Source organism: Bacillota bacterium (assembly GCA_033549065.1).
Lineage (GTDB): Bacteria > Bacillota > Dethiobacteria > DTU022 > DTU022 > JAWSUE01.
Map to the genome: position 1 here is coordinate 20,672 of JAWSUE010000015.1, position 19,348 is coordinate 40,019.

21 protein-coding genes and 2 riboswitches are annotated in these 19,348 nt (G+C 45.2%); of the genes, 3 read left to right on the forward strand and 18 right to left on the reverse strand.

Translation table 11 applies throughout. From position 1 onward, the window contains the following. Positions 1–2 precede the first annotated feature (2 nt). From SCJ97_10170 to SCJ97_10180, 3 genes are read left to right on the forward strand one after another with little or no spacing between them, the layout of a single operon-like run. On the forward strand, positions 3–1,166 hold the full coding sequence (locus tag SCJ97_10170) for a thiolase domain-containing protein (protein MDW7740400.1): 1,164 nt from the start codon (positions 3–5) through the stop codon (positions 1,164–1,166). Positions 1,167–1,210: 44 nt separating this feature from the next. Continuing rightward, on the forward strand, positions 1,211–1,726 hold the full coding sequence (locus SCJ97_10175) for a Zn-ribbon domain-containing OB-fold protein (GenBank protein MDW7740401.1): 516 nt from the start codon (positions 1,211–1,213) through the stop codon (positions 1,724–1,726). 12 nt (positions 1,727–1,738) lie between these two features. Further along, positions 1,739–2,218 carry a Zn-ribbon domain-containing OB-fold protein gene (locus SCJ97_10180; GenBank protein ID MDW7740402.1) on the forward strand — a complete coding sequence of 160 codons (480 nt, stop codon included), beginning with the start codon at positions 1,739–1,741 and terminating at the stop codon, positions 2,216–2,218. A 106-nt stretch (positions 2,219–2,324) separates the two neighbouring features. On the opposite strand, the gene SCJ97_10185 is transcribed toward SCJ97_10180, so the two are convergent. The 18 genes from SCJ97_10185 to SCJ97_10270 all read right to left on the reverse strand — a co-directional run bounded on the left by SCJ97_10185 (position 2,325) and on the right by SCJ97_10270 (position 19,348). Beyond that, positions 2,325–4,307, reverse strand: a complete 1,983-nt coding sequence (locus tag SCJ97_10185) for a signal peptidase I (protein MDW7740403.1) — start codon at positions 4,305–4,307, stop codon at positions 2,325–2,327. 214 nt (positions 4,308–4,521) lie between these two features. Continuing rightward, entirely contained in the window at positions 4,522–5,670 is a 1,149-nt protein-coding gene (locus SCJ97_10190; GenBank protein MDW7740404.1) for a transglutaminase domain-containing protein, read from the reverse strand. A gap of 51 nt (positions 5,671–5,721) precedes the next feature. Continuing rightward, positions 5,722–5,811, reverse strand: a riboswitch (cyclic di-GMP riboswitch). 131 nt (positions 5,812–5,942) lie between these two features. Next, positions 5,943–7,430 (reverse strand): response regulator, encoded by a 1,488-nt coding sequence (locus SCJ97_10195; GenBank protein MDW7740405.1) that lies wholly within the window; start codon positions 7,428–7,430, stop codon positions 5,943–5,945. A 52-nt stretch (positions 7,431–7,482) separates the two neighbouring features. Next, a riboswitch (cyclic di-GMP riboswitch) is annotated at positions 7,483–7,570 on the reverse strand. 89 nt (positions 7,571–7,659) lie between these two features. Beyond that, positions 7,660–7,905 (reverse strand): hypothetical protein, encoded by a 246-nt coding sequence (locus SCJ97_10200; GenBank protein MDW7740406.1) that lies wholly within the window; start codon positions 7,903–7,905, stop codon positions 7,660–7,662. Positions 7,906–7,907: 2 nt separating this feature from the next. After that, the gene (locus SCJ97_10205) at positions 7,908–8,159 is read right to left on the reverse strand and encodes a hypothetical protein (protein MDW7740407.1); all 252 of its coding nucleotides are present in this window, start codon (positions 8,157–8,159) and stop codon (positions 7,908–7,910) included. Between the two features lie 100 nt (positions 8,160–8,259). Continuing rightward, a complete protein-coding gene (locus SCJ97_10210; protein ID MDW7740408.1) occupies positions 8,260–9,507 on the reverse strand; it encodes a BTAD domain-containing putative transcriptional regulator in 1,248 nt (415 codons plus the stop codon). 115 nt (positions 9,508–9,622) lie between these two features. Next, on the reverse strand, positions 9,623–10,678 hold the full coding sequence (gene mltG, locus SCJ97_10215) for an endolytic transglycosylase MltG (GenBank protein MDW7740409.1): 1,056 nt from the start codon (positions 10,676–10,678) through the stop codon (positions 9,623–9,625). A 14-nt stretch (positions 10,679–10,692) separates the two neighbouring features. Then, positions 10,693–10,863, reverse strand: coding sequence for a hypothetical protein (locus tag SCJ97_10220; GenBank protein MDW7740410.1), 171 nt, complete (start codon positions 10,861–10,863; stop codon positions 10,693–10,695). Next, positions 10,829–11,026 carry a DUF1292 domain-containing protein gene (locus SCJ97_10225; protein ID MDW7740411.1) on the reverse strand — a complete coding sequence of 66 codons (198 nt, stop codon included), beginning with the start codon at positions 11,024–11,026 and terminating at the stop codon, positions 10,829–10,831. Before SCJ97_10225 ends, SCJ97_10220 begins: the two co-directional genes overlap by 35 nt. 43 nt (positions 11,027–11,069) lie before the next feature. Next, positions 11,070–11,480, reverse strand: coding sequence for a Holliday junction resolvase RuvX (gene ruvX / locus SCJ97_10230; GenBank protein ID MDW7740412.1), 411 nt, complete (start codon positions 11,478–11,480; stop codon positions 11,070–11,072). 16 nt (positions 11,481–11,496) lie between these two features. Next, the gene (locus SCJ97_10235) at positions 11,497–11,772 is read right to left on the reverse strand and encodes an IreB family regulatory phosphoprotein (protein MDW7740413.1); all 276 of its coding nucleotides are present in this window, start codon (positions 11,770–11,772) and stop codon (positions 11,497–11,499) included. Positions 11,773–11,811: 39 nt separating this feature from the next. Then, positions 11,812–14,430 carry an alanine--tRNA ligase gene (alaS, locus tag SCJ97_10240; protein ID MDW7740414.1) on the reverse strand — a complete coding sequence of 873 codons (2,619 nt, stop codon included), beginning with the start codon at positions 14,428–14,430 and terminating at the stop codon, positions 11,812–11,814. A gap of 79 nt (positions 14,431–14,509) precedes the next feature. Beyond that, the gene (locus tag SCJ97_10245) at positions 14,510–15,142 is read right to left on the reverse strand and encodes a YigZ family protein (GenBank protein ID MDW7740415.1); all 633 of its coding nucleotides are present in this window, start codon (positions 15,140–15,142) and stop codon (positions 14,510–14,512) included. Continuing rightward, entirely contained in the window at positions 15,135–16,484 is a 1,350-nt protein-coding gene (locus SCJ97_10250) for a replication-associated recombination protein A (GenBank protein MDW7740416.1), read from the reverse strand. The genes SCJ97_10245 and SCJ97_10250 overlap by 8 nt, the downstream gene beginning before the upstream one ends. 119 nt (positions 16,485–16,603) lie before the next feature. After that, entirely contained in the window at positions 16,604–16,879 is a 276-nt protein-coding gene (gene yajC, locus SCJ97_10255; GenBank protein ID MDW7740417.1) for a preprotein translocase subunit YajC, read from the reverse strand. After that, complete coding sequence (gene tgt, locus SCJ97_10260) at positions 16,876–18,006, reverse strand: tRNA guanosine(34) transglycosylase Tgt (GenBank protein ID MDW7740418.1); 1,131 nt, start codon at positions 18,004–18,006, stop codon at positions 16,876–16,878. Before tgt ends, yajC begins: the two co-directional genes overlap by 4 nt. A gap of 58 nt (positions 18,007–18,064) precedes the next feature. Further along, positions 18,065–19,099 (reverse strand): tRNA preQ1(34) S-adenosylmethionine ribosyltransferase-isomerase QueA, encoded by a 1,035-nt coding sequence (gene queA, locus SCJ97_10265; protein ID MDW7740419.1) that lies wholly within the window; start codon positions 19,097–19,099, stop codon positions 18,065–18,067. Positions 19,100–19,129: 30 nt separating this feature from the next. Next, on the reverse strand, positions 19,130–19,348 hold the full coding sequence (locus SCJ97_10270) for a DUF2905 domain-containing protein (protein MDW7740420.1): 219 nt from the start codon (positions 19,346–19,348) through the stop codon (positions 19,130–19,132).

The following is a 19,348-nucleotide window of genomic DNA, read 5'->3' on the forward strand; positions in this document are numbered from 1 at the left end:
TGATGAAGATGAGAAAAGTTGCAATTGTTGGCGCAGGCCTGACCAAGTTTGTGCGTAGGGCTCTTGAAACACCGAAAGAGCTTTCCTATGAAGCCACCAAAACAGCCCTGGACAGCTGTGGCCTGCGGCTGGAAGATATAGATTGTGTTGCTCATGGTACCGCTCCCGATGCTTTCGACGGAATACATCAGAATGGAGAGTACATGGTTGACGGCTGCGGGGGCTGGAATAAGCCGACCATGCGTGTCTATGTCGGTGGAGCAACAGGAGTACATGCGATAGTTCACGGCTGGCACCATGTAGCTTCCGGCATGTTCGACACCTGCCTGGTAGTCTGCGAGGAGAAGATGTCGAGCGCCATGCCGCATGCCCAGGGTTTTTTCCTGACCATTTTTGATGCGATAACCGAAAGGGCTTTACATCCGAATCTGCTCTGGATCTTTGCCCTTGAGATGAATCGTTACATGAACCGCTACGGCTATACCAAGGAAGATATGGCACTGGCAGCGGTCAATAACAAGATGAACGGATTAAAACACCCTGCTTCGCAGTTCAGGGATGAGGTAACCGTTGAAGACGTATTAAATTCTGAAATAATGGCTTACCCGGTCAGCCGTCTTGACGTCAGCCCAGTTTCCGATGGTGCTGCCGCGGTGGTTCTGGCTGCAGAACCGGTTGCCCGGAGAATAACCGACAAACCAGTCTGGATCGAAGGGGTTGGCTGGACGCTTGATACAGCCTACTGGGCTACCAGGGACCTCTACTATCCACGTTATCTCGATACGGCGGCGAGAATGGCTTATGATATGGCCGGAATCCGCGAACCGGCCAAACAGATCAACATTGCCGAACCTTACGACCCCTTTGATTACAAGGCACTGCACCACATGGAAGGTCTGCAGCTCTCTCCCCGGGGGAAAACTGTAGAACTGCTGCGGGATGGTCACTTTGCCCGTGACGGAAACCTGCCCATGTGCCCTTCGGGCGGTCTGCTGGGTGTGGGCAACCCGATTGCTGCTGCCGGCACAATGAAGGTCTGTGAACTGTTCTGGCAGTTAAGGGGTGAGGCTGACGAACGCCAGGTTCCCGGAAATCCACGGCTGGGTGTTGCCCAGGCCTGGGGAGACCTGATGCAGGTCAGCTCGGTTGTTGTGGTCGGAATATAACTTTCGGTTTAGATCTCACATAAAGTGAAGGAGGTAAATCGCAAATGCAGGATAAAGTAAAAGTCTCCGGCGGAACCGGACTTTCGGAAGAGGATATCCGCTCGGGTAAAATATTTTTAACCGAAGACAGCCTCGATTGCGCATTCGCCTGGGATACCGGCGTGGCGATCACCCGTTATCTGAATGAGCTGAAGAAAGGAAAAATAATCGCTTCAGAATGCCGGGAATGCAGCCGGATCATGCTGCCGCCGCGGATGTTTTGCGAACTCTGCTTCAGACCAAGCGGAGATTGGGTCTATGTTCAGGATACAGGTACAGTCAATACTTTTTCTATCTGTCATGTTCACTGGGATGCCAGCAGAATCAAGGAAGGTGAAAAACCATACCTGCCTGCAGTGATAGAAATTGACGGCGCTTCTTCGGGAATGGGAATCATGCATCTTTTGGGTGAAGTCGAGCCGGATGCTATAAAGATCGGCATGAAGGTAAAAGCGGTCTGGAAACCTGAAGATGAAAGGACCGGCGCTATCACCGATATTAAATACTTTAAACCACTCTAAGGAGGGATGAGGATGTCTCTGTTGGAACGGATCACAAGGAATATCGATACTCGCTACTGGAATCCCGGAACAGACTCCTTTCCGGTTAAAAATAGGTATACTGCCGGGGTTGCCGGTCAGCGCTTTTTTGAAGAACTAAAAAACAACGGTAAAATATATGGCACATACTGTGAAAGGTGTGGTATCACTTACGTACCGGCCCGTATATACTGTGAGCAGTGTTTTGACCGTCTTGATCACTGGGTTAATGTCGGTCTTGAAGGAACTCTCTTCTCTTTTACTGTCCTCTATAAAAAGAAAAACGGTGAGCCAAAAGAGACCCCGGCAATCATGGCGGCAGTCAGGATAGCCGACGGGCTGTTAATTCACCGGATTGAGGGTTGTTCCACCGAAGAATTATGGATCGGCATGCCCGTTTCTGCTGAACTCAAACCCACTGCAGAGCGCAAAGGCAGCATTGAAGACATCACCTGCTTCAAACCAAAACAATAAGTTAATAAGTTAGTAGTCAGAGTATTTTTTAAAACATAAGCCCCGGGTTTTGCTCCGGGGCTTTTTCAATAAGTTAAAAAGATGTACTTAGAGTACTTTTTTTATGTTATTGCTCAGATATTTTTCCTTTTTTCTTTCTGGGGCGTCCATCGTCGTCTTCACGCATGTACCTCACTATTTTGACCAACTCGTAAATGATAATCAGGGCGCCCGGGACGAATATCAGCAGGATCAGTCCTTCCCTGGTCTGGACAAAATCCAGAAGATAACCGATATAGGGCACAGTATAAACCACCCTGCCAACAACATTTGCCGAAGGAACAGGGTTGGGATCGTTTGCGGGGTTGGCATCTCCGCGGGTAATATAGCTGTATCCGCCCTGGGTGCGTACTTCCACTACCCGGTGGGTTACCAGTGAATCGGGGTTAACCGGACTGTGATAGGTGATTATGTCATTGGAAAAAATCTCCTGGGGTGGGGTTTCACGGACAAAGGCCAGGCTCCCCTTGTAAAATTCTGGGTTCATGCTGTCACTCATCACTATATACATTTCGTGTCCCGCTATCTGCGGGGCTCCTCCTGATATTCTGCTCTGAATCAGGAAGAATGATAGTGTAGCCATCATCAGGAGAAGCAGGATAAAGATCAGGTTGCCAAAGATGGATAAAATTCTGGTTACTCCCCTCTTCGGGGCGCCTTTAACTTTTGTCGGTTTTTTTATCTTGTGAGGAACCGGTTCTTCGAGCACTTCTTCCGGTGGAGCAAATTGATCCAGTAAGGGTTTATTTATATCTTCATCGATGTGCAGATCTTCTTTGAGAATATCTTCCCCGAATAGAAAATCATCGGCCGATTTGCCAGGCAGGGATGATTGAATTTTTATTTCAGGCTGCTCTGCCTGTGGGACAAATGGTTTTTCTTCCTTTAGTTCTTTATCGCCGAAAAGATCGTCAAAATACTGCTCTCCCTCTGTTTCATAATCAAATACCGGTTTATATTCTATATCCGGTGATCCGGCATCGGGCAGCACTTTTTCGGAGCTTCCTTTTGCAGCCTTCCCATACGGCGTATCGACCATTTTTTCTCTGAATGATTCAAGAACTGAACTGTCCGGCTCCAGATCATCAACAGATTTACCGTTATCAAAAGTTGAGGCAAAAGCGCTGTTCTTGATCGGTGGCTTCGTGCCGAAAACATTATCGAATTCACTGGTGGCTGAACTGGCCGGTTCTTCAGGAGGGCTATCGTCAAACAGGCCGAAATTGAGATCTTCCTCTTTGACCGGCTCCTGAACCATTTCACCAACTGGTTCATCTTCACCCAGAAACTCTGTAGCCTTTTGTTCGCGAATCATATCCTCCGCGGTTTGTTCCTTATCTGGCACATCATCTGTTTCTCCGGTAAATGCCGGCTTGTATAGATCATCGAAGCCTGCTGTATCCAACTGTTCAAGTTCTTCTTCAAATTCAATCTCTTCAATCTCTATAACTTCCTCAATGTCTTCTCCGGCTTCTTCCTCTTTTACGGGCTCGTCAATTCCCCTGATAATTTCAGGTTCTTCTGTTTCTGCATAGTCCTGCAACTCTTCGATTTCAAGCTCCTTTTCTGCCTGGTCACTATCAGCTATAATTTCCTCAATATCGTGTCCGTAATAGTCTATCTTCTCGTATTTTTCCTCTTCTTCAAAATTTGAGTAGGGTGCCGAGATATCTACACCTGTTGATTTTTTCTTTTCCAAAATATGAACCCTGGCAATAAAGTCTTCCTTGCGGATCGGTTTAACCAGGTAGTCATCGATGGCATCTTTTTCAATTACAGAAAATAGAGCATCAAAATGATCAGGTTCGATAAAGGCCAGAATATGGGCTCCATGGCTTTTAATTCTGAGGGTGCTTAACAGTTCAGCAGGATCTTCATCAACCAGATCAAAATCAATTATAATCACATCCGGTTCTACTTTTCCCGCTAACTTACGAAGGGTATCAACGGAGAAGCAGCTTACAATATCTGCATCGCTGGTTGTTTTCTCTAGCATTTTTTGAAGTTCAGCAGATGAGACAAAATTCTGATCTACCAGTAAAAGATACATAATTTTCCCCCCTACGACTATATGCTTTCACCTATTATAACAGAAATTATTCACAAAATTCCACCTTTACCATCTTGACCCGAAAAAATGAATAAAAGAGGCAACAAATTCTTCTATAGTGAAAGAGCCCCGGTAGTGGAGACCGCGGCTCTTTCGGGGTAGAAAATGCATCTCTTAAAGCATTTGAAGGAGGGATGCATTTCAAATTTGGCTTCTAAAGTATGGCATTGCTCCAACTTGCGCTGAGGCTTCCTCCCGTAAAGTTAACTTTCAGCGATTGATCACCATAAGATTCAATGATATGCGATGTGTGGGGGAAGTTTCCGAAATATTTAAATGTAAGGTCCACCGGAACCCAGCCCAAACCATCGACATAAAACTCTGCCCAGCTGTGTCTTGAACCCTGCAGCGATCCTGAAGTCATGGCTCCCCGCTGGGCACGGGCGTAACCTACAACTTCTCGGGCCTGCACGCCCAATTCACGGCTCTTGCTGATGAAGGCGAGGGCCAGGGTGCGGCAGTTTCCGCTTCCAGCCGTCTGGTTGTAGGCCTGGCGTGCTTTTTCGACAGTATCATTGGTCGAGTTGATCGAAAAGGTTCTGACGGTTATGGCAAAGTCAGCCCTGATCGTTTTGCTTTCACCGGGAGCAAGATCACCGATATTAAAGGTACTTACCCTCCCTGAGTTTGAAACAGCGCTATAGTTAACTGACGTTAATTTTGTAGTCTGATATGGTGAATTGTTCTCAAGTAACGGAACAGATACTCTTACATTGCTTGAAGTATCGCTGCCGTTATTTGTTACCCTAACTTCCATCCTGTAGGTGTAATTTCTAGAAGAACCCCAGGAGTATGTAACAGGTGAAGAAGTTACGACCGGAGCTTCTGCCTGAACGGTAATACTTGTGTCCTGACCGCTAGAAGGCATGGGAGTTGCAGCCGGAGTTTCACCTGCTGTTTCGACAGGTTGACTTTCGCTATTCTGATTACTGCCCTGGGTAACCGGGGAACTTGTTGTTTCAACTGCTGCAGAAACTTTTACAGCGGTCTCTTCCGGTTCTTCGTCCGGGGTCAAAGCAATTTGAACTTTTGCCGGCTTGTATAGGCCCGGCTCAGTCTTTTTGGCCAGATAGATTGCTTCATACAATTCATTCTGGTCAATGCCTGATGTATTTACTTCACTACCCGCAGAATACTGCTTATCTGACTGATAAATCTGCTCGTATAAGGCAGCCTCCACTATGCTGCCGGCGAGCACTTTCTCGTTTTCCACTGTAAACACCTGGTAACCTGCTCCCAGCATTACCAATGTTACAACAAGACAGATCAAAAAACTTTTTATCCATGCAATTTTCTTTTTCATTAAAAAGTCCCTCCTTCAGAGGGACCGACAAAGTGAAACGAAAAAACCGGTTTCGGTAGCCAGGCTGTCTTAGCTCATTTACGAGCCTTAGACCCTTTTGCTTTGCGTCGCAGTCTTTCGACTGGTTTGCCATTGTCGGTCAGGTTTTTATTATTTAAGATTTAAAACTTTTAAGGTTACTGCTAAATTTTTGTTTCCTTTATCACTCCTTTTTATTGTTCCTATTAATATGATAACACATCGAAAACTTTTCTGCAACGAATTAGCTATGATTATGTCGCATAGAGATATACCGATATGGTAATCAGGATCATCAGGAGTGAGGCGGTTAAAATACTGCCGGTGATCTTCCTTGACCGTCCGTTTCCGGAAGGTTTATCAGTTTTTTCCAATATGATCCGCTTATCCTGCTTATCGGACTTTTTTGCTCTGAAGAAATACTCTACCCGGCCCTCCCCGCTCTTGTCGGTTTTATTACCAGTTGGTTCTGATTCGTTCGCTCCGAATATCTCCTCAAAAGTTTTGGAGTCAACTTTTTTCTGCTCAGCATGCATCCCGAATAGCTCGGCATCTTCCAGCTTTTCCGGAGGGTTATCGAAGATGTAGAGAGCTTCTTCTCTTTTTGACTCTAAGACCTCAGGTTTTTCCTTATTTTTATTTTCAGGTTCAATAAAATCTTCTTTCAAATCTTCCGATTCGCTCTCTTCCAGCACTTGCTCATCCGAGCGGCTGTATGACCAATCATCAAAAAAGGTCTGAGAGTGACTTAAATCTTCATCTTTGGCTGCTGCTGTTTCCGGCCAACCTTCATTACTTTTCATCTCTTCCGTTTTTTCATCAGTTATCACTATATCAGTATCTGCACTTAGTGAATGAACTATTTCCGGTTTTTCTTCAGGCTCCGGTTCTTCCACCACTTCCTCTTCAATTTCCTCTTCTACAGGAATGGTTACAATGTTGTCGCTTTCATCTGCTAAATCATCGGGATAGTCCAGGACCGGTTCATGGAAAGTTTCAAACTCGTCGACATCTTCTTCTAATTCGGATTTTTCATCATGCCCCTTCAGTTCTTCAAGATCCTCAATATCTTCCGGATCTTCCAGTTCTTCCAGTACTGCCGGAGTTTCTTCAATATTATCTTCAATCTCTCCTATAGTAACTGAGTTGAGATCTTCATCATCATCGATATCCAGTACTTCGATTATTTCGATTTCATCTTCCACACTGAATTTTTGCCGGACGAAATAGTCATTACTTTCGTCAGAAATGTTGTAGATCTGCCCTACTTCTGCTTCTTCTTCCTCGATTTTCCTGGAAAAGGCGTCTGCCAGATCAATAAAGAGATCTTTCTGTTTAACTACTTTTTCTGAGGTTACATTGGACTGATTATGCATTCCTTTACGCTGCAGCCCAAGCTTAACACGCAGGATTATATCCTCATGCTGAAGAGGTTTGACCATATAATCGTCAATACCTATTTCGATTGCTTTGTAGAGTTTTGTAAAATGATCTGAATCGACAAATGCGAGGATGTAAGCCCCGGGACTAAATTTACGCAGCTTTTGAACTATGATCTCTGAATCATTGATATAGAAATCAAAGTCAATAACCACAATGTCGGGACTCAGCTTACCGGCAATGTCCAGAAGTGAATCACTGGAAGAGCATTTAAGAACTTCACAATCGATTTTGTTTCTATCCAGGAGGTTTTTAATCTCTCGTGATGAGATGTAGTTGTTTTCAACAAGTAGAAGATACAACTGTCTCCACCCCAGTCCGTATCCGTGATATTTTGTAAACAAAATACCTGCTTCGGCTGGCCAGGCTATCATAGCTCCTCGGAGCGTTAGACCCTTTGGCTTTGCGCCCCTGCTTTTCAACAGGTTTGCCTTATCGGTCAGGTATAAGTTTACTCTTTCGCATTTATACTATATTTTATAATCTAAAATTTGTCAACACTTTTTTTATTTAATTAAAATATTTAAACATTTACGAGACAATTTGCTTCTTTTCCCAGCCCTGAGTTTCCAAACTTTCCCCTCTTTTTTCAGCCGCTTCTTTTAAAGCTTCATTGATCAGGTGTCCCAATTCCAGGGCGCTTCTAAAAACAGAACTCTTTCGGCCATCCATCCACTGGATTGTCCCCTGCATACTTGCATTCTGCCTGTATTGAACTCTTATATAGAAAGCCAGATCCTGTTCTTTCGGTTGATTTCTAGCGGGGTTATTTTTCATCTTTACCCCTCCCGGATAACAGCTTTTTCGGTAAAAGATCTCAGAAGCGTGTCACTCTGTGGAAAATCTTTCTCATCCAGTTTGTTTTGCATTAGCAGAAGCATTTCCAAAAAGTCATCAAAGTAATGAACCTGCCCGCTATGGATATGTTCAATTTTGCCTCTTACCGAAAAACCCTGCCCGCTTTTTATGCGGATAATGAAGTCGGAAAAACAGCTGTTGCGTTGATTTATATATTCAGTATTTCTTTTCATTTCAATTGATACCTCGCTACCATAAATGCTTAGAGATTTCTTAATAATAGTATACCTGTCTTCTGTTATAACTTTGTTACAAGTAAATTCATTGCCGAATTTAGTGGGCGAAGTGAAGGTCACCTTCCAGGGGAAGCAGTGTTTCAACCTTTTTATGCAGTTTCAATCCATTTAATGAATTTCTCTTCAAGAAATTTTTCTCTGTTCTTTCCATAACTGTGATGGCCTGTTCCTTATTCAAGCCGGGTAACAGAAGCAGAAACTGTGCTTCATTCCAACGGCATGCAATATCTCCCTTGCGCAGGGAATCGAGAATCGCTTCCTGCAGGTTGTCCATCGTATCTTTCAGCTGGTCTCCACGGGGCATGGAAAAATCAGCCCTGGTAAGAGTCATCAGGCAGAGTAAGACAGATTTGCCGCTCCGTTCACTGCGCAAGCGTTCAAGTTTATAAAAATATTTGAAAAGCTCTGCATCGCAGAGGTAAGCTCCTTTAACTACATCTTTTCCTTTCAATCCCTCTTGAATTGTTCCCAGATCGAGTTCAAAACTGCCTGATTCAAGGCCGATTAAACGGTATAAGCTTTTCATGCTATCAGAAGGTTTAACACCCATTTCCTGGTAATAGGCCGAGGTCACTTCATTGTAGTGAGACCGGGCTCTTGTCGTCATCCCCTCTGCCAGCAGAGCTTCAATCAAACGGATGTGGATCTTATCTTCATAATAGTCTAACGCTGCAGCATGTTCACAGAGTTTGATTATCTCGCCGAAGGCACGTCTTTCTTTGAGCAGATCGGCCAGTTCAAATACAGCATTTAGAAAAAGATTATGGTAGTATGTACGGGGAGCAATAACCCATTCACTAAATGATGTTTCCGGGAGATACTCTCCCTTATAGAGATTGATTGCCGACTGATATAAAGAAATTGCCTCATCTGGGGTTTTATCGATCAAAGAATGAGCTTTTGAGACAAGCTCCTCAAAGATATCAGTGTCAATCCAGCAGGGAATATTATCTTCCCACCGGTAACAGCCCTGGGCAAAAACAAGATTGTCTGACAGGGATTCTCCGTGATTACCCATGTTCAGGCTTTTCCTTAATCTGAACATCTGGGCACGCATAACTGTACTGGGATCCCTATATTCTCTTTCCGGCCAGATACTTTCGAGGATTGCTTCGGGGAAAAAGGTTTTATTGCGATTTGAAAGAATAAACTTGAATAATTCCCACATTCGCTTGGAACGGTGACTGCTCGCAGAGATAACCAGATCACCCTGGCGTATAATAAATTTACCGAGTGTGTAGATACTTGCTGGATTTTCGGAGGTAGCTTCTGCGGGTCTATTCATGATTATCCTCAAGAATCCTTAATAAATATACGGATATACCAACTATCGTATTAATCAGTATACTTTACCAATTATGGTTTGTCCATGCCTATATTGGAATTTTTTGCAGATAGTTTTACGGCAGATTTGCCTCGGCACGAGCAACATTCTGGTTATGCTCATCCAGGGTTCTCGAAAAGTAGTGTTCGCCACTGCCATCATATTTATAGTTAAAGAAGAAGTAATCGGTAGTTTCCGGGAAAAGAGTGGCCAATATAGAAGCTTCACCCGCTCCGGCAATCGGTCCGGGAGGCAACCCGGCATTCTGGTAAGTGTTATAAGGAGAAGGTATTTCTAAATCCTGAAAGGTTAGATATTCCTTAGTTTCACCGAGTATATACTGAATTGTGGCACAGGATTCCAACCGCTGGCCGATGCGAATACGGTTATGGAATACTCCGGCAATCAAAGCCCGCTCGTGGTCTACAACTGCCTCTCTTTCAACAATTGAAGCAAGGGTCAGCGTTTCATGCATGGAAAGCCCCAACTCATTCATTCTGTTTATTAATTCATCATTGAAAATACTGTCCAATCGATGAAGCATGATGATCATAATATCTTCTTCGTCTGCATCGGTAAATACCTCATATGTATCGGGGAATAAATATCCCTGTAGTATATAATCGATATCCGGGTTATCAATATCTTGCAGGAATGGGAACATCTCAATAATATTTTCTGAGGGTTCTTTGGCCAGGGAAAGAAATTCGTCCCCGTCAACCAGGCCGGTTTCTTCAAGTCTTCTGGCCGTTTCCTCTATAGTCAGCCCTTCGGGGATGGTAAACCAGGTCGTTTCCGTATAAACTTCCCCACGCTGAATCCTGTCAATAATCTCTTCCAGGCTCATCGAGGGTGAAAGGTTATATCTCCCGGCCATAAAACTCTGCCCCAGGTTATTTTGGCGGACATAAAATCGAAATGCCAGCTCATTCTTGATTAGCCCTTCACGATATAATATCCCGGCAATATATTCAGTACTGGAACCGGAAGGAATATCCACCAGATGATACTGATCTACCGCGACAGGATCAACAGGTTCAAGCAGGCCATTGTAGTAATATGAAAAACCGACCAGGCCTGCAATCGCCAGTCCCACCAGAAGGACAATAAAGATAACCAGTTTTTTAAACATTTATATCCACCAACCTACAAGTAGTCTTCGTCATCTTCAAGATCGTCACCAAAATCCATCTGTTGGACCCGATCCTGCCAGGTTGCTGCAACAGCGTCCCATTCGGCATCATTGTCAACTTCAATCAGGGTCTCTTCTCCCTGGTTAAATTCAACACGGAAGAATGTAAGCCTCGTCTTCCACATCGATCATCTTGTCATCTTCATCATCAAGAGTGACCACGGGGGCCATGATTAGATATTCTTTAAGATCAATCTGGATCCGGTCGATCAGGGCAAATTCATGCTCTTTGCCATCATCATCGACCAGGATAAGCAAATCTTGTCTTTCTTCTCCATTATTACTCATGTCAAACACCTCTTTATTTTAGCATGTTTACTTACTCCGGCAGCTAAGATCTTGAAGAAAGATATGTTTCCAGGATCAATACCGCGGCAATTTTATCTCTGAATTTCTTTCTATTTTTCCTGCTGACTCCACCAGAGATCAATGTGCGTTCTGCTCCGGCTGAGGTCAATCGTTCATCTATCATAACGACGGGTAGACCGAGTTCATTTCGCAAAATATCTGCAAAGTTGGCTGCCTGTTCAGAAGCTGTGCCAGCTGTTCCGTTCATATTCAGCGGGTTACCGACAACAATTGTTTCCACTTCATATTTTTGGCAGATCATTTTTAATTTCTCAACCGCTTCATCTATTTTATCATAAGTAATGACATCGATCCCCTGTGCAGTTAAGCCCAGAGGATCGGTAATGGCAACACCGATACGTTTTTCACCGGGATCTAATCCAAGTATACGCAATTCTTCATTTTCCCTGTTATAACTTATTTTTTTCAGCCAGTTCGAGGTATGTTCCCATGATCTCTTCCAGGAGTTCATCCCGTTCAACCTGCCGGATCAGGCTCCTGGCATTTTGATGGCTTGTAATGTAAGCAGGGTCACCGGAAATCAGATAGCCAACAAGCTGGTTCAGGGGATTATAGCCTTTTTCCTTAAGAGCCTGATAAACAGTAGTTAACACCTTTCGCGCTTTATTGTCAACCTCTTCTCCATCGACGCGAAATAATACAGTTTCCTCATGATTGTCCTGCATGATCTGTTCCTCCAGGTAATAACATATTAAAAACCAGGTTCAGCTCAATTCTTTCCTGACCAGTTCTTCCACCATTGCAAGTGCCTCCGGCAGAGCATCGGGGTCTTTACCGCCGGCCTGGGCCATTTCCGGTTTGCCTCCACCTCCGCCACCGACTCGTCCGGCGACCTCGCGGATGATTTTGTTGGCATGGATCCCACGTTTGACCAATTCAGCAGTTACCGAACCAACCAGGATTACTTTTCCGTCTGTAACTGCACCCAAAACAACGACAACCGAATTGAGGTTATTCTTTATCTCATCCATTATCATCCGCAGCGTTTCAATGCTGTCGGCTGTAACCGCGGCGCTTAGTACCTTTACATCATCAACTTCTTTTACAGCGGAAATCAGTCTCTTAACTTCATAAGCTGCTATTCGCTGCTTCATATCCTGGGCAATCTTCATTACCTGCCTGTATTCTGCCAAATGTTCGTTCAGTTTCTGTTCCAGCAACTTCTCCGGTATATTCAGAGCGCTTGCTACCTTGTTGAGCATTTTTTCGCGCTCCCTGGTCTGGTAGTAGGCACTCATACCAACCAACCCTTCGATTCGCCTCAAACCTGAACCGATGCTCTCTTCTGAAATTATCTTAAAGAGACCGATTTCCCCGGTTGAAGAAACATGGGTTCCTCCACAGAGTTCCCTGGTGTAATCACCGGCCGAAACCATCCTGACCGAATTCTCTTCGTATTTATCGGTAAACAGAGCTGTGGCTCCCATTTTTTTTGCTTCCTCAAGGGTCATCATGCCCACCTGGACAGCCACATTGTCCAGGATCATTCTGTTTACCTCTTCCTCAACTTTTTGCAGGTCATCTTCGTTAAGTGCAGCGAAGTGATTAAAATCAAATCGCAGGCGATCAGGAGCAACCAGCGAGCCTGCCTGGTTTATATGATCTCCAAGAATATTGCGCAGCGCGCGGTGCAGCAAGTGTGTTGAAGTATGACTGCGGCATATGCCGCGGCGGCGGCCACCATCAACCCTGGCAGAGACCTGAACACCCGGACTTAGTGTACCCATTTCCACAATCCCCTGGTGAATTATCTGGCCCCAGGGGGTAAATAAAGTATTCTCTACTTTTACTATACCTGTTGCAGAGGAGATTTCACCGGTATCCCCGATCTGCCCTCCTGCCTCTGCATAGAAGGGTGTTTTATTGAGAACGACTTCCACACTTTCACCTGTAGCTACAAGATCGGTCGGTTTTCCTTTTTTAAGCATCAGTAGAATTGTAGCGTCCTGATCCAAAGTTTCATATCCTGTAAACTCTGTCTCCAGGTTTTCTGCCGGTTTATATCTTTCATTATCACCATTTCCGATCGAAGTACGGCTCGCAGCACGGGCTCTCTCCTGCTGACCCTTAAGGTTCTGTTCAAACCCGGTCCGGTCAACCTCAAAACCTTTTTCTCCAAGAATCTCAACCGTCAGGTCAAGTGGAAAACCGTATGTATCATATAGTTTAAAAGTTAGATCTCCGGGGAGAATCTTATCCCCGTTCTCTTTAATCTTCTCCAGGTATCCGTCGAGGATTTCCATGCCCTGGGAGAGGGTATCCTGGAATTTCTGTTCTTCCAGTTTGACAATCTGCCGGATATAATCCTCCCGATCGACCAGTTCAGGATAGGAGGTTCCCATGGTTTCGACTACCAGGGATACAGCATCGGTTAAAAAGTTACCTTCTATGCCGAGCAGTTTGCCGTGCCGGACAGCCCTTCTGAGCAGACGCCGTAGAACATAACCCCGTCCTTCATTGGAAGGGATTACCCCGTCAGCAATAAGAAATGTTGTACCACGGCTGTGCTCGGTAACTATACGCAAGGGAATTTTCTGCTCACGACGTTCGGCTGCCGCAATATTTGAAAAATGTTCAAAAAGCGGTTTTACCGTATCAATATCGTAGAGAGAATGGACACCCTGCAGGGCCATCGCAACTCGCTCAAGCCCGGCACCGGTATCTATATTTTTCTGCTTCAATTCTACCAGCTCACCTGATGCCTCACGGCTGAACTGGGTGAATACAAGGTTCCATATTTCCAGGAATCGATCGCAATCACAGCCAACGGCACATTCCGGCCGACCACATCCCGCTTCTTTGCCTAGATCGAAATATATTTCAGAGCAGGGGCCGCAGGGGCCAAGGCCGATCTCCCAAAAGTTATCTTCCTTACCCATGCGTTTGATCCGGTCGACGGGAACACCGATATTCTCGTTCCATATTTTAAAGGCTTCTTCATCTTCTTCATATACACTTACCCATAGTTTTTCAACCGGAAGCCTGTAACCATTCAAAACCAGGTCCCATGCCCAGGCGATCGCTTCTTCTTTAAAATAATCGCCAAAGGAAAAATTACCGAGCATTTCAAAAAAAGTTGCATGCCGCCCTGTATGGCCGACCCTGTCGATGTCGGGCGTTCGCACACATTTTTGACAGGTCGCAACCCTGGGATGCGGTGGCTTTTTCTCCCCTGTAAAAAAAGGCTTCAGTGGTGCCATACCGGCTCCGATCAGCAGCAGGGTGGGATCATTCTGGGGTATCAGTGAAAAACTCGGCATAACAAGGTGTTCCTTGGAGCTGAAATAGTCTAGAAATAGTTCACGAATTTTGCTGGACTGCATACTTAAACCTCCGATTTGGGTTAACGCAATTATATCTGTTTTGAGGAAACAATGTCAATCAAGGAAAGGCGCTGCCGGTTCATCCGGAAAATTTTTTCAGGGTACCCCGGCCGCGACAGGCTGACTCAAAACCTTCAGTAAATGTGAGGTCAGATCGGCTGGGTATGCGTGCTTTAAGCAATACCTTATCGCTATATTCAGAAGCAATTATCGTGCCTCCGGAACTCTCAACAATTCGCGTAACGGCTCCCAGATCTTCATAATTGAATTCCAGGATATAATCTGATAAAGACTCTTTTCTGGTCAGATCTGACTGCTCAAGGCTAATACGGGCACAATCGCGGTAAGCCCTGGTCAGGCCACCAATGCCAAGTTTTATACCGCCGAAATAACGGGTACCGACAATAAGAACATCGGATATATTTTTACCCTTTAAAAATTGCAGCATTGGAGCTCCGGCAGTACCAGCCGGTTCGCCATCATCGTTAGCTCTTTCTATTAAAGTGCTCTTCATACCAATTCTGAGAGCATAGGCATGATGGGTGGCATCGGGGTATTCATCGACTACTTCCGAAAGAAGTCTTTGGGCTTCTTCTTCTGATGAACAGGGAGCGATTTTAGCTATGAACCTGGAACCCTGCACTGTAAAGCGGGAGACTTTTTTTGTCCGGGGGCTTAAATAAAAATCATCCCCAGTTATTTCTTCACTCATTTTCATGATCATCTTTCTTAATTTTTTTAACTCTTTTGATCTGGTCAAGGTAGCAGCGTATTTCCCGTTCTTTACCCTGATCGGTAGGTGTGTAAAATCTTCTTGCTTTCAGCTGTACGGGAAGATAGTCCTGTTCTACATAATGGCCCGGATAATCATGTGGATACCTGTAACCCTCTCCATGGCCCATTCTTTTTGCTCCCCGGTAACTGCTATCTTTTAAATGTCCTGGCACCGGCTGGTTTGCTTCATTTTCAACAACCTGCAAAGCTTCATTAATTGCCAGGTAAGCAGCATTGCTCTTGGGCGCTCCGGCAAGGTAGGTTACAGCCTGGGCCAGTGGTATTCTCCCTTCTGGTAAACCGATCATCTGGATCGCATGGGCAGCAGCTACTGCCAGGGTCAGGGCTGATGGGTCGGCATTGCCAATATCCTCGGAGGCACTGATGATCAGTCGGCGGGCAATAAAGAGCGGATCCTCACCGCCCTGAAGCATCCGGGCCATCCAGTAAAGGGCAGCATCGGGATCTGAACCGCGTATCGACTTGATCAGGGCTGACGCCAGATCGTAATGGTTATCTCCCTGGCGATCGTAGGAAAGCAGGCGCTTTTGGATTGCCTCAGCAGCAGTCTCAACAGTAATTATGAGTATACCGTCTTTTTCCTCTCCAATAAGAGTGGCCATCTCCATGACACTCAACGCTGCCCGGGCATCACCATTTGCCTTGTCGGCAATATACTCAAAAACTCCGGGGGCAATCTCCAGATTAAGTTTACCCAGGCCTCTATCAGCATCCTTTACCGCCTGGCGCAGCAGTTCGATGATAGTGTCGTTCTGTAAAGATTCAAATACAAATAGCCTGGTTCGCGACAGCAGAGGACCGTTTAAATAGAAAAAGGGGTTTTCGGTAGTTGCTCCGATAAAGATAATGGTCCCCTGCTCGACAGCTGATAGGAGTACATCCTGTTGAGCTTTGTTAAAACGGTGAATTTCATCGATAAAGAGAATTGTCCGTTTGTTGTAAAGCGCCCAGTTATCTCTTGCCGATTCGATTATTTCACGAACATCCTTCACCCCGGCTGATACTGCATTCAACTGAACAAACTCGGCCCTGGTAGCTGTTGCTATAATTTTCGCCAGGCTTGTTTTTCCTGTCCCAGGGGGACCGTAGAATAGAAGCGATACCAGGCGATCGGTCTCAATGATTTTACGGAGGGGCTTGTTCTCTCCCAAAATATCTTCCTGTCCGGCAAACTTCTCAAGGGTCTGCGGACGCATCCGCATTGGGAGCGGTCCTTCTTCCTTTATTTTCCTATCAAGGTTGTATTTAATGAGATCCATCGGGTTCAGCCCTGCTTTCCGCAAAGGGAATTAAATAATACTTCTCTTTAGAAAAACACCCCTTTTCACACCGGATCGGTGCATAAAAGGAGTGCCTCTTCAATGCTGGCCATTAATGCCTATTCGTTTTCTTCTTCGAGTACTCTGTCGACTGCAGCTCTGGCAAATTTCAGGTTCAGATTATCGGCAACACGCAGAGACATTACCGTGTCATCAATCTCTTTGATTACACCATGGACACCGCCGATCGTGACAACACGGTCACCTTTTTTAAGAGATTTTAGCATTTCCTGGCGTTTCTTCTGCTGTTTTTGTTGGGGCCTGATCAGCAGAAAATAAAAAATAACAAACAGTAAAATAAGTGGTACAAATGGTCCGAGTGATTCGAAATTCACTTAACAACACCTCCATAAATATTTGCGAGTTGTGGGCTCGCTTCCCGGTAAAACTCTTTAAACCTTTTCTCTTTCAGGGCATTTCTGATATTTTTCATCAGGTTATCCAGGTAATAAAGGTTATGATATGTCGTTAATCGTAAACCGAGTATTTCCCCTGCATTAAGCAGGTGCCTGATATATGCCCGGCTATATTCTTTGCAGACCGAACAACCGCAGTTTTCATCTAACGGCGATAGGTCACTGGAATAAGCACCATTACGAATCGGCAGATACCCTTGTGAGGTCATTACCCTGCCATTGCGGGCGATCCTGGTCGGCAGAACACAATCAAAAATATCAACACCGCGATATACACCTTCCAGAAGGGCGTCGGGTGAACCCACCCCCATAAGGTAGCGAATTTTTTCTGACGGAAGTTCGGGTACTATCCACTCCAGGGATTCATACATCAGTTCTTTCGGTTCGCCAACACTCAATCCGCCGACTGCATAACCCGGAAAGTCCATTTCGGTCAGTTCAGCTGCAGATTTCCGGCGTAAATCCCTGTATATCCCACCCTGTACTATGGCAAAGAGCGACTGATCCTCCCTCAAGTGTGCCTCTTTACAGCGACGGGCCCAAAGTGTAGTTCTCTTCACTGCTGTTTCGACCTCTGAACGTTCTGCCGGAAATGGGGGGCACTGGTCGAGAACCATTGCTATGTCAGACCCGAGCATATTCTGCAGGCGGGTTACCCTTTCTGGGGTCAGGTGGTGCGTTGAGCCGTCGATATGGGAGGTAAAGGTTACTCCCTGGTCGTCAATTTTGCGTAATCCGCCCAGGCTAAAAACCTGGAACCCACCGCTATCGGTCAGGATTGAACCTTTCCAGTTCATGAATTGATGCAATCCGCCATGCCGGGCAATTATTTCAACTCCCGGTCTTAAAAAGAGATGATAGCAATTGCCAAGTATAATGCCGGTACCCATTCTCTCCAGTTCATGAACAGTTATCGCTTTGACTGATCCCTGGGTCCCGACAGGCATAAAAACAGGAGTTTGAATCGTGCCATGAGCAGTTTTCAAAATCCCCAGGCGCGCTGACGAATCAGGGCACTTTTCATTTATTTGAAATTGAATCGGCATGCTGATCATCCATCCTATAGCTTATCTTAAGGAACCCCTACTGTCAATTAGACTTTAGCTAAATTATGAGCATACAGTCTCCGAAACTGAAAAATCTGTAGCATTCTTTTACCGCATCTTCGTAAGCCCTTATCACGTGGTCGCGTCCGGCAAAGGCGCTGATCAACATGAGCAGGGTAGAACGCGGCAGATGAAAATTAGTCAGCATAGCGTCAACCAGCTGAAACTTAAAACCGGGATAGATAAATAGATCGGTCCATCCTTCCGATCTTTCCAGATTCCCGTTACTATGTGCGGCGATAGTTTCAAGCACCCGGCACACCGTCGTACCGACAGCAATGATTCGCTTTCCCTTTTCACGGGTTGTCCTGATAATATTTACCGTCGAATCGTCGATTTTGTAATATTCTCTGTGCATCACATGTTTCCTGATATCTTCGGTCTTGACTGGTTGAAAAGTACCTGGTCCGATATGCAGGGTAATAAAAGCGGTATTAACTCCCTTGAACTGGAGAGTATTAATCATCTCTTCGGTAAAATGAAAACCGGCTGTAGGTGCAGCGGCCGAGCCATCCCTTGTGGCATAGATAGTCTGGTACTGTTCAGGATCATCAACTTCGGCTTTTATATAAGGAGGTAGCGGTACCTTGCCCAATTTCGGCAGGATAACTGATAGCGGATCAGCGGAAGGAAAGTTGATTATACGTAGTCCGTCCGGACCAAAATCTTCGATTACTGCTTCGTATCCCAGGCCAAGTTCAATCCTGACTCCCGGCTTCAATTTTCGTCCTGGTTTGACCATAGCCATCCACTTACCACTCTTAGTGGGATGAAGCAATAAAAGTTCAACAGCTATTTCTTTTTCAGCAATAATTCCGTTTAACCTGGCCGGAATAACCCGTGTGTCATTCAGGACAAGAAGATTATCTTCTTCAAGGTATTCAGGCAGGAGTTTAAAATGGGAATGATCGATTTCACCATTATTACGGTTCAAAACAAGCATCCGGGATTGATCCCGATCTTTTAGAGGTTTCTGAGCGATTAAATCCTGGGGCAGATAATAATCATAATAACTGAGGCTGTATTTATCCAAGAGACACCTGCTTGATTTAAAGTGGTCGTGCTAACGCCTGAAAATATTTAAAAGAATGGTCAAGATTATGCTGATCAAAAGCATGGTTGCCAGGGGAAAATAAAAAGTTATGTTCTCCCGCTGGATGAAGATATCCCCCGGTAAACGACCCAGACCTAGTCTGCTCAGTAAATAGATAACCAGACCTGTAGCAACTATTATGCCGCCACCAATGATTAGCAGTTTTCCGATGGATTCGAGATTTGACAT

Coding starts and splice junctions, on each gene's coding strand:
- SCJ97_10170 (MDW7740400.1), top strand. CDS start 3: ATGAAGATGAGAAAAGTTGCAATTGTTGGCGCAGGCCTGACCAAGTTT.
- SCJ97_10175 (MDW7740401.1), top strand. CDS start 1,211: ATGCAGGATAAAGTAAAAGTCTCCGGCGGAACCGGACTTTCGGAAGAG.
- SCJ97_10180 (MDW7740402.1), top strand. CDS start 1,739: ATGTCTCTGTTGGAACGGATCACAAGGAATATCGATACTCGCTACTGG.
- SCJ97_10185 (MDW7740403.1), bottom strand. CDS start 4,307: ATGTATCTTTTACTGGTAGATCAGAATTTTGTCTCATCTGCTGAACTT.
- SCJ97_10190 (MDW7740404.1), bottom strand. CDS start 5,670: ATGAAAAAGAAAATTGCATGGATAAAAAGTTTTTTGATCTGTCTTGTT.
- SCJ97_10200 (MDW7740406.1), bottom strand. CDS start 7,905: ATGAAAAATAACCCCGCTAGAAATCAACCGAAAGAACAGGATCTGGCT.
- SCJ97_10205 (MDW7740407.1), bottom strand. CDS start 8,159: ATGAAAAGAAATACTGAATATATAAATCAACGCAACAGCTGTTTTTCC.
- SCJ97_10210 (MDW7740408.1), bottom strand. CDS start 9,507: ATGAATAGACCCGCAGAAGCTACCTCCGAAAATCCAGCAAGTATCTAC.
- mltG (MDW7740409.1), bottom strand. CDS start 10,678: ATGTTTAAAAAACTGGTTATCTTTATTGTCCTTCTGGTGGGACTGGCG.
- SCJ97_10220 (MDW7740410.1), bottom strand. CDS start 10,863: ATGTGGAAGACGAGGCTTACATTCTTCCGTGTTGAATTTAACCAGGGA.
- SCJ97_10225 (MDW7740411.1), bottom strand. CDS start 11,026: ATGAGTAATAATGGAGAAGAAAGACAAGATTTGCTTATCCTGGTCGAT.
- SCJ97_10235 (MDW7740413.1), bottom strand. CDS start 11,772: ATGCAGGACAATCATGAGGAAACTGTATTATTTCGCGTCGATGGAGAA.
- alaS (MDW7740414.1), bottom strand. CDS start 14,430: ATGCAGTCCAGCAAAATTCGTGAACTATTTCTAGACTATTTCAGCTCC.
- SCJ97_10245 (MDW7740415.1), bottom strand. CDS start 15,142: ATGAGTGAAGAAATAACTGGGGATGATTTTTATTTAAGCCCCCGGACA.
- SCJ97_10250 (MDW7740416.1), bottom strand. CDS start 16,484: ATGGATCTCATTAAATACAACCTTGATAGGAAAATAAAGGAAGAAGGA.
- tgt (MDW7740418.1), bottom strand. CDS start 18,006: ATGCCGATTCAATTTCAAATAAATGAAAAGTGCCCTGATTCGTCAGCG.
- SCJ97_10270 (MDW7740420.1), bottom strand. CDS start 19,348: ATGTCAAATCTCGAATCCATCGGAAAACTGCTAATCATTGGTGGCGGC.